We start from the raw sequence: 1,171 nt of genomic DNA on the forward strand, positions 1-1,171 counted from the left end.
GGGCGGCAGCCTATCCAGCGGGACAAAACTGTAAACGACAACTACTACCTGCTGACACTGGCAGCTATCGCAAAGGAGATTCAGCAGCGCGGTTTGCCTCCCGAATGCTCGGTGCGCATTGCGGCGGGCCTGCCACTGACGAGTTTCGGACGCGACAAACCCAAGTTCAAAGATTATCTGCTGCGGAGCAATCAGCCTGTGAACTACAAGTTCGAGGGCGTGGAGTACAGCATCACCATCGAAGAAGTTGCCATTTTTCCGCAGGGCTACGCCGCCCTCATGACCGAAGTGGGGCTTTTGCAGGACGAACCGTCCATGCTCCTCATGGACTTGGGCGGCTGGACAGTGGACCTTATGCGCATCGACAACGCAATCCCTGCGGCTGATACCGCGCACAGCTTGGAACTCGGCATGATTCGCTGCGTGGATGATATTCGGGAGCAGGTGCGACGGGAAACCGGATTGTCACTCACGGATGCCCAGATCGAAAATATGCTGGCAGGTCAGCCCTGCACGGTCAGAGATACGGTGCGCGACATTGTGAACCGGCAGGGTCGCAAGTACACAGAACATCTGCTGTCAGCGGTTATGGAGGCCGGCTTTGATTTGCGCGCTATCCCCGCCGTGCTATTGGGCGGCGGTGCCTCGGTGGTGAGCCGCCACCTCAGCCCCAAGGACGGCCTTTGCAAGACGATTTTTCTGCTGGACGATAAGGTGAACGCTGGCGGGTTCGAGCGCGCGTTGGCCGCCGTGTCGCGCCGTAAAAGCGAGGCATGAAACGCCCACAGTACGTTTTTCGTCCGAACCTTAGCGACCCGCAGCACCGCCGCGCATGGGCGTTGCTGCAGCAAGTGCCTTCAGCCAAACGCAAGGAGTTTCTGGTGCAAGCCATTCTTGCAACGGAGCAGACAGATAGGCTGGAGAAAAGCATCCGCAAGGTGGTGCGGGAGGAGTTGCAGGCAGTCAACATAACCGGCGCTGTTCCAAGCCCACTGTCAGAGAATGCTATACCAGACTCTGCGCTCGATTTCCTGAATTCACTGTAGGGGGTGATTCCAATGTTTTAATAATAGGTAGAAAAGCAGAAGGAAAAAGACTAACTATTAAAAGTCAAGCCCCAAAACAAAATTTTCGAGAGAAATTTTAAGGTGGTGAAAATTGGTATAGCAAA

At 55.3% G+C, this 1,171-nt stretch carries 2 protein-coding genes; both read left to right on the forward strand.

Features of this window, described 5'->3' with window-relative positions; all coding sequences use genetic code 11:
• Positions 1–777: ParM/StbA family protein (locus tag GPK89_RS16145; RefSeq protein WP_215694703.1), on the forward strand; the 777-nt coding region annotated here is incomplete at its 5' end.
• Positions 774–1,046: a plasmid segregation centromere-binding protein ParR gene (locus GPK89_RS16150; protein ID WP_113999062.1), complete on the forward strand. Its 273-nt coding sequence runs from the start codon at positions 774–776 to the stop codon at positions 1,044–1,046. The genes GPK89_RS16145 and GPK89_RS16150, both read left to right, overlap by 4 nt.
• The last annotated feature ends 125 nt before the right edge of the window (positions 1,047–1,171 follow it).

The organism is Gemmiger formicilis (assembly GCF_018784445.1).
Classification (GTDB): domain Bacteria; phylum Bacillota; class Clostridia; order Oscillospirales; family Ruminococcaceae; genus Gemmiger.

Excerpts from the sequence above, each read along its gene's own strand:
- GPK89_RS16150 (WP_113999062.1), top strand. The coding sequence starts at position 774 with ATGAAACGCCCACAGTACGTTTTTCGTCCGAACCTTAGCGACCCGCAG.